The organism is Pseudomonas sp. RIT-PI-r, assembly GCF_001297015.1.
In the GTDB taxonomy this organism is placed as follows: domain Bacteria; phylum Pseudomonadota; class Gammaproteobacteria; order Pseudomonadales; family Pseudomonadaceae; genus Aquipseudomonas.
Genome location: NZ_LIGE01000033.1, coordinates 79,663 through 86,420, shown reverse-complemented (window position 1 = coordinate 86,420; position 6,758 = coordinate 79,663). Strand labels below are relative to the sequence as shown.

The 6,758-nt window shown below is 52.0% G+C and carries 9 protein-coding genes and 1 pseudogene; 4 read left to right on the top strand and 6 right to left on the bottom strand.

The genetic code is table 11. The features are described 5' to 3' along the window. Positions 1-623 (top strand): RHS repeat-associated core domain-containing protein (locus AK821_RS19980; protein ID WP_330219039.1); only part of this gene is annotated, 623 nt, incomplete at its 5' end. Further along, positions 620-1,006, top strand: a complete 387-nt coding sequence (locus AK821_RS19975; RefSeq protein ID WP_064391241.1) for a hypothetical protein — start codon at positions 620-622, stop codon at positions 1,004-1,006. The genes AK821_RS19980 and AK821_RS19975, both read left to right, overlap by 4 nt. Before the next feature lie 134 nt (positions 1,007-1,140). Here AK821_RS19975 and AK821_RS30945 read toward each other — a convergent pair whose 3' ends face one another. From AK821_RS30945 to AK821_RS19960, 4 genes are all read right to left on the bottom strand, one after another. After that, a complete protein-coding gene (locus AK821_RS30945; protein WP_163005296.1) occupies positions 1,141-1,308 on the bottom strand; it encodes a hypothetical protein in 168 nt (55 codons plus the stop codon). 123 nt (positions 1,309-1,431) lie between these two features. Beyond that, positions 1,432-1,848, bottom strand: a complete 417-nt coding sequence (locus AK821_RS19970) for a YMGG-like glycine zipper-containing protein (RefSeq protein ID WP_064391240.1) — start codon at positions 1,846-1,848, stop codon at positions 1,432-1,434. Between the two features lie 137 nt (positions 1,849-1,985). Then, entirely contained in the window at positions 1,986-2,357 is a 372-nt protein-coding gene (locus AK821_RS19965; RefSeq protein ID WP_064391239.1) for a glycine zipper domain-containing protein, read from the bottom strand. 327 nt (positions 2,358-2,684) lie between these two features. After that, a complete protein-coding gene (locus tag AK821_RS19960) occupies positions 2,685-2,873 on the bottom strand; it encodes a hypothetical protein (protein WP_064391238.1) in 189 nt (62 codons plus the stop codon). Between the two features lie 238 nt (positions 2,874-3,111). Here AK821_RS19960 and AK821_RS19955 point away from each other — a divergent pair, with 238 nt between their 5' ends. Further along, complete coding sequence (locus tag AK821_RS19955) at positions 3,112-3,396, top strand: hypothetical protein (RefSeq protein ID WP_064391237.1); 285 nt, start codon at positions 3,112-3,114, stop codon at positions 3,394-3,396. Positions 3,397-3,452: 56 nt separating this feature from the next. Here AK821_RS19955 and AK821_RS19950 read toward each other — a convergent pair whose 3' ends face one another. Continuing rightward, entirely contained in the window at positions 3,453-3,773 is a 321-nt protein-coding gene (locus tag AK821_RS19950; RefSeq protein WP_064391236.1) for a YbjQ family protein, read from the bottom strand. Positions 3,774-4,831: 1,058 nt separating this feature from the next. Here AK821_RS19950 and AK821_RS30510 point away from each other — a divergent pair. Next, positions 4,832-5,710 (top strand): hypothetical protein, encoded by an 879-nt coding sequence (locus AK821_RS30510; RefSeq protein WP_152974186.1) that lies wholly within the window; start codon positions 4,832-4,834, stop codon positions 5,708-5,710. Between the two features lie 57 nt (positions 5,711-5,767). On the opposite strand, the pseudogene AK821_RS19940 reads toward AK821_RS30510, so the two are convergent. Beyond that, a pseudogene (locus tag AK821_RS19940) lies at positions 5,768-6,757 on the bottom strand (phage portal protein). Position 6,758 lies beyond the last annotated feature (1 nt).

The window sequence follows — 6,758 nt, the reverse complement described above, 5'->3', positions numbered from 1 at the left end:
GGTATTACGACCCGCGGTTGGGAAGGTATCTGACGCCGGATCCCATCAAGTTGGCCGGTGGGTTGAATCAGTACCAGTACGTGCCGAATCCGACGGGGTGGGTGGATCCGTTGGGGTTGAGTTCCAACTGCCCGCCGCCGAACAGGCCGGGGTGTGAGGTGCCGGGTGATGTAGGTGCTGGGAAGGTAAATGAAGGTCAACCTCAGCGCCCTGCCCCGAAAAACAAACAAGAATACCTATACCGTGGAGATGAAAGAGATCCGTCAGATATCTTTGTTAACGGTTTTAAAAGCAAGGGAGAAAGTAACGATTTACTACTTCACTCAATCGACAGCGATGACCCTCCAAGCGGATTTATTAGCACATCACCGTCCCGAGATGTAGGAAAAGAGTTTGCTACCGGCTTCTTCACAAAAACCGGATTTCTTTACACACTAAAAAAAGTTCCTGGCCGCGACCTTAAGAAGGAGCTAGGTTCGAATTATAAATTCGGTAAAGAACAGGAAATCGCCATACCTAGGCAGATAAAAAATGAAGACATCCTAGGCGCTACCATCATCATTGACGACGGCAGAGAACTTGGCTATTCACTTCCCAACCCCTATAGGAAAATCGATAAATGATCTCTAAATTCAAAATCACTGTTGGTATAGAAAATACATCTCGGCAGATCGAGCTGCTTTGCGATAACGAGGCAATATCCATAACTCTTAAACTCGACAATCAACCGCCAAAAACGTACATAGATAAAAACTTCTATAAATGCTTTGGCCTATTACGAAAAGACAACTCCCACATAACTTTTTTCTGCAAAGGCTCAAAAATAAACGTCCACCCATCAAGCATGTCTTCGCAAATGTCTCTGGGCCTAAAGGCCTATGAACTAACGCCGGGACTGGAAGCTTCAATGGAAGATTTAGTATTCATTTTTGATTACGACAATGAAAATCTGACGAACTGCCCGGAGGAACAAAAAGATTTTTTCCTAAACTGGTTAAAATCTTAATTTAATGATTCGTCTGAAAATCATTGAACGAGTCTGCCCTCATCTTCAAACGAACCGTTTACCGAAAGGGCCTGCGGAAACAGGCCCTAAATATACGATATTCATGTTGTCAGCACGTTCGGCTCGACAGTAGCTCACTGCTCATCCTCATCCTCTTCATACTCCATATCCGCCTCATCCGAATCATTCAACGGCACCGTCGCATCATCCATCAACGACCCCGGATCCTCATTCCCCGGATCATTGATAAACGGCAGCCCACTCGGGCCTTTTTCTTCCTTGCCTTCGGTTTCGGGAGTCATGGCATACCTCATCATTTCGGGGGAGTGTATGAAGTTCGAAAAGTCCTACGGCCAATCGTTCCTGAGTCTGACCGGCAAAAACGAAAAACCCGGCACGAGGCCGGGTTTCTGCTGAACCACTTATCAATGATGGCGGTTCTTGTGTTTGTTCTTGTGTTTGTGGCCGCCCGAATGAGATCCGCCATCGTCACCCAGGTTATTGCCGACCGCACCACCCGCCGCGCCGCCCAATCCTGCGCCGACCGCCGAACCGGTTGATCCGCCCAAGCTATTGCCGACCACTGAGCCACCTGCGGCGCCGAGGCCACCGCCAATGGCGGCTTCGGTGCGATTATGTTTATTCGCCCCGACCGCACTGCCAGCCGCGCCACCCACCCCGGCACCGACCGCCGCGCCGGTGCTACCGCCCAACTGTCCGCCGACCACGTTGCCCAGCACGCCGCCGAGTCCACCTCCGACGGCTGCCGAGCCATCTCCGGCAGCCATTGCGCCTTGCGCCACCAGCAATCCGAAAAACAGTGCAGATAATGACAATCGCATATGAACCTCACAGTTCCCGAATCGGGACAGTCCGCCCAAACAAGGGCCTATGTGAGATTGGAGGCACCTTTGGGAAAAACGTTCAGCAACGAAAAAGCCCGGCATCGAGCCGGGCTGTTTCTGCGAGACGATCAGTCTCAGTGACGCTTGTGGCCTTTGGACAGGTTGCTGCCGACTGCGCCGCCGGCTGCACCGCCGAGGCCAGCACCAATGGTCGCGCCGGTCTTGCCGCCGAGGCTGTTGCCAATCACCGAACCGCCCGCCGCACCGACACCACCGCCGATGGCCGCTTTGGTACGGCTTCCCTTGCGCGCCGCCAGTGCGCTGCCCGCCGCGCCCGCGACGCCGGCACCCACTGCGGCACCGGTGCTGCCGCCCATTTTCTGACCGAGCACATTACCCAACGCGCCACCCAGGCCACCGCCCAGCGCAGCCGTGCCATCGCCGGCAGCCAATGCACCTTGAGCAACCAGAAGCCCTAGAACCAGAGCAGGCAGAGTTAAACGCATGACAAAAACCTCAAAAAATGGGATGACAAAATGGGCTGGGATTTAATGCGCTCGGCGCACAAAAGTCCAGACGCAAGCACAGGCTCGCGCGCACTCGGCGCCGATTGGACAGCGATTCTGCGAAAGGTTTTATGACAGGCAAAAAAAAGCCCGCTGGGGAGACGGGCTGGAGACTTGCTTTCTAACGGATGGCTTCACCCTACTTTGCCCGACGTGAAAAGTTTGTGAAAAAAAACCAGCAACAGCTCGATCACCTGTAGGACGCTTCCCAATCCATTCGTCAGACACAAAAAACCCCGCTCAAAGACGGGGTTGTTCGCCAAATGCTTACTTTCTGGCTCTCACGGTAACCTTGGGCAGAAATTTCGCTTTCGGTCCCTTCGGTGGCGTCGATTTGATCTTGCCGGTCAGCACTGGATCCTCACCAAAGCCTGCCTGGTATTCGGTCTGGCCGCACCGCACGCAATTGTTGAAGGAAAATTCAGCGCCATCGTCTTCGATATACGGATCAGTCATACCTTCGCCTCTTCGCCACAGGTCGACACCGGCAAAACCTTTCTGCCTGAAAAATATCGACCTCCCAGGCTTTTGAGACTAGTCGGTCATTCCTGGACTTGTTATTCAGATCCGCTGATGCCCGACGAATGGCCTAGGAAAATTAAACACGGACATGGGCCATTGATCCCACAGGGCTAAAGAATTCCACCGACAGGCCGTTGCCCTTTTTCACACAAATGAATCTCAAGGAGAGAACATGCAAATCAACGGATTTTCAAACCTGCCCGTCGTAAAGCTCACGGACGAACAAATCGCAGCCGGCAAAGCCGGGGCGGAAAAACTCAAGGACAAGATCGCTTCCGGTGAAATAACCATCAAACAACCAGGTCCGGATACGCCGGTTCTACAGCCTGGCGTCATTTACCATCCGAGCCAGCCGGTGCAGCCGGGGCAACCCTCCGACACGCCTGCGCTTGTCGCTATCGACACACCGCTGACCTATGACAATAAAGGGCTGGTGATCCTCAAGCCGCAGGGCTGAGCGCCAACCAAAACAGCCCATTCGATTCTGAATGGGCTCACAGGCCTGATAGCAAATCAGCGCAACTTCACCGCCGTGCCGGTCGCAAATACCACAACCATTCCGCCTTTGCCGCCAGGCATGCTTATCTCGAAATCCACTCCGACCACCGCATCTGCCTGCAGAGCCTGGGCTCGCTCGCGGAGTTCTTCCGTCGCCTGAACGCGAGCTTCCTTTAAAGCCCGCTCCAGGGTCTGCGAACGGCCACCGAAAAAGTCGCGCATACCGGCGAACATATCGCGAATCACATTGACGCCCTGCACCGATTCCGCGCTGACGATGTCCAGGTACGCAGTGATCTGACGGCCTTCAATCGCGTGAGTGGTGGAAATGATCATGGCATGTCGTCCCTTTACTGAAAAATAAGCCCGCGATTGTAATCGGTCACAGCAGACATCACTGCGCAGCCAATAAAATCCAGACGCCAGAAACCACAAAACCCCTGACTTCTTTCGAAATCAGGGGTTTTGTGTACTGAATGTGGCGGTGAAGGAGAGATTCGAAACCGCTCGTATGCGATTTTCGCGAAGCCTGGCCCCGTTTTATAAGGGTTTCATCGCGATAGTTAGCGCGCAAACGTTCCCACGGCAGTCCCATGGGTTTGAGCGGCGGTCGAATACGCAAAGGGCCATAGAGGGATATCCGTTTTTTCGGGAGCGGCATCGGAAAAAGGTAATTTCGGTAACTTAATCAACTGACCGGCCTGAGAGCCTTGATTTAACCGGCTTTCGCGGGATCGGCACAAGGTATTTTTTAAGTAATGTAGAGGTAAGGTAATTACCTTTTAAAGAAGTAATTTTTCTATTTATTCACCCCTTATAAATCAGTCACTTACGCTCACATTCCCTTTTTCATTGCTCAAAATTACTTTCTTAAGTAATCCAGCAAAGCTAATGAATACGGGGCTTTCAGCGGTCTACCAATATCCGAATTACCACATTACTTTTTTCCGACTCCGCTCCTGAAAAATCAGCGCCTGACGGTGCGTCATGTCTGACGAACAAACGACCCAGGGAAAACGCATCGGGTGCCCTACCCTTCGCAGGGATTCGCAGGCTTTTTGTCTCATTCACTGACCATCACAAAGCCCAGCCGTGGCTCCGCTCAGCGGATCGCAGGGGTGCGGAAAAAAAGACCCATTTAGCCCGCAGGCGAGGTGGGGGGACGACGGCGCGCGCCAAGTTATCAAGCTGCTACGCCCGTAATATCTCCACACCCTACGGTGCCGTTCTGCGTGCGAAAAAAAGCCACCTCATCGGCGGCTTATGAAGACGTAGGGTCTAGTGGCTAAGCATCCTTCACAGCAGCAATGCGACCTCATAGCTACCGATGAAGAGCAAAAACCATACAAAAGCGTTAATCTACGGCATCAAATTACCATCACGGTATATAAACAATGGCACAGCCTCAGAACCCTGACTTTATTTTCGCAAACTACTGCGCTTGTTTTATTGATCTTTTAGGGCAAAAAAAAGCACTTGAAGGGCAGAATTTACTACCTTCGGAGGCGCCAGGCACAGACAGAGATGATTTTCTTAAAATAGTCGCAAACTCAGTAGCCCCCATTATCAGTCTTCAGCGTTTTGCTGAAATTTTCAGAGATCGCTCATCATCCACACCACCCGATCTCAGCTCACTATCTCCAGAAAATGTTGCATTATATCGTGCCATGTCTTCAGACTTTCCAAAGCAGCAGCGCTGGTCCGACGGCCTAGTTTTTTTCCATTCATTACAAGCTACAGATAGTAACTGTCCAATGAACGCGGTTTACGAAATGATCGCGCTAGCAGGAGCGCTTTGTGTGAACAGCCTTGCTGTAGGCACCCCAATTCGAGGCGCAATGGAAATATCTTGGGGAATTGAACTACATGATAACGAACTATACGGCGCCGTTGTTGCAAATAGCTACCACTTAGAAAGCACCATCGCCAAGTACCCTCGCATAGTAGTCGGCCCAATAACTGTGAGCTATTTAATGGCACACGAAAGAGAACCCATCACAGACGACAAACTTTTAATACACAGTAAGAATCTAGCCAAAATGTGTTTAAGTCTGCTGACAAAAGACAAGGACGACTACTACGTCGTAGACTACCTAGGAGAAAACTTCAAATCAGCCATACTACAACAAGAAAGCCAAAGTTTATTTATTGCTGGAAGAGAATTCGCCAGATCACAACATGAACTACACAAATCAGCAAAAAACAAAATATTAGAAGAGAGATATGAGTGGTTGCTTGAGTACTTTGAAAACAATAGTCACCATCATATTTGAGAGACTTGACTCATGGGGGTGCAAGACTACACCCCCAGATCAAACCGTTGGACAGGTTTACATCGTAAACCGAATCACTTCTTCGCCTATCCATTCATTAACTTGCACCATTCTCGCCTGGATTGGCTCCAACTCATTGGCAACCCAGATCTCGGTTGCCTCTTTGATCGACCCAAACCCACCAGCGTTCTGCGGAACGATCCCCATTAACTGCGGTGGAATGCGCAGGCTCGCCAACACATCATCCCGCGTCTGATTCTTGATTGAGTTGAATTCATCCTTCGCCGCCACCTCGCTGACCGGGATCAGCTGAATCCCGTCCTTCTTGCCAGTCGGCGAGTAAACGAACAGATTTCGGAAATTGCCTGGCCCCTTCGATTCCTTCAGTGCTTTGCGCAACGCATCAATGTCCGCTTCGGTCTGCGCCGCGTCAGTCATGTACAAGATGAACCCGGCATGACTGCCATTCTCGTAATACTTGCGCCGAAACAACGTCGCCGACTCATTCAACAACGCCGACTGCAAAGCGCTGATCCACTCCGGCAACCCGTAAATCTCCTAGTGGATATCTGCCTCCCGCAAATGAAAAATGCTGTCAGGCTCAAACGCGTGCTCATCCTTCCACCCACGCACTTGGTAAAACTGCCCATCTGGCCCGGCGCGCATGTACTTGGCCAACGGCGTCTCCAGCTTCCGAACCCCACCCAAACGCGAGCGGCGCCCTTCCAGGTAACCATTGCCCAGACACAAAAAGTCCAACGAAAACTGCTCAAACGAAGCCCGCGCCAGCAGCGGATGCGGGATAAACGTCTTGCTCAACAGGTTGCGCTTGAACATCAACCCCGAATGCAAATGCACGCTCGCCCCCACCGATCGAGCCAGCCCATCCAGCGAAAGCGGCGGTTCATACCACCGCCCGTTGAACCAGCACTCCAGATAGTCGAACACCTCCCGGCCACCCAGTACCGGCGTAGGCTCGCCGAAAGAAAACACCTGAGTACCCGCGCCAGTGGCGGGGGGCGTGGCGGGCAACGTCTGGCTGGCCATT

Bases quoted from the DNA above. Each gene is read 5' to 3' on its own strand.
- AK821_RS19960 (WP_064391238.1), bottom strand. From the start codon at position 2,873: ATGACTGATCCGTATATCGAAGACGATGGCGCTGAATTTTCCTTCAAC.
- AK821_RS19965 (WP_064391239.1), bottom strand. From the start codon at position 2,357: ATGCGTTTAACTCTGCCTGCTCTGGTTCTAGGGCTTCTGGTTGCTCAA.
- AK821_RS30945 (WP_163005296.1), bottom strand. From the start codon at position 1,308: ATGACTCCCGAAACCGAAGGCAAGGAAGAAAAAGGCCCGAGTGGGCTG.
- AK821_RS30510 (WP_152974186.1), top strand. From the start codon at position 4,832: ATGGCACAGCCTCAGAACCCTGACTTTATTTTCGCAAACTACTGCGCT.
- AK821_RS19955 (WP_064391237.1), top strand. From the start codon at position 3,112: ATGCAAATCAACGGATTTTCAAACCTGCCCGTCGTAAAGCTCACGGAC.
- AK821_RS19950 (WP_064391236.1), bottom strand. From the start codon at position 3,773: ATGATCATTTCCACCACTCACGCGATTGAAGGCCGTCAGATCACTGCG.
- AK821_RS19970 (WP_064391240.1), bottom strand. From the start codon at position 1,848: ATGCGATTGTCATTATCTGCACTGTTTTTCGGATTGCTGGTGGCGCAA.
- AK821_RS19975 (WP_064391241.1), top strand. From the start codon at position 620: ATGATCTCTAAATTCAAAATCACTGTTGGTATAGAAAATACATCTCGG.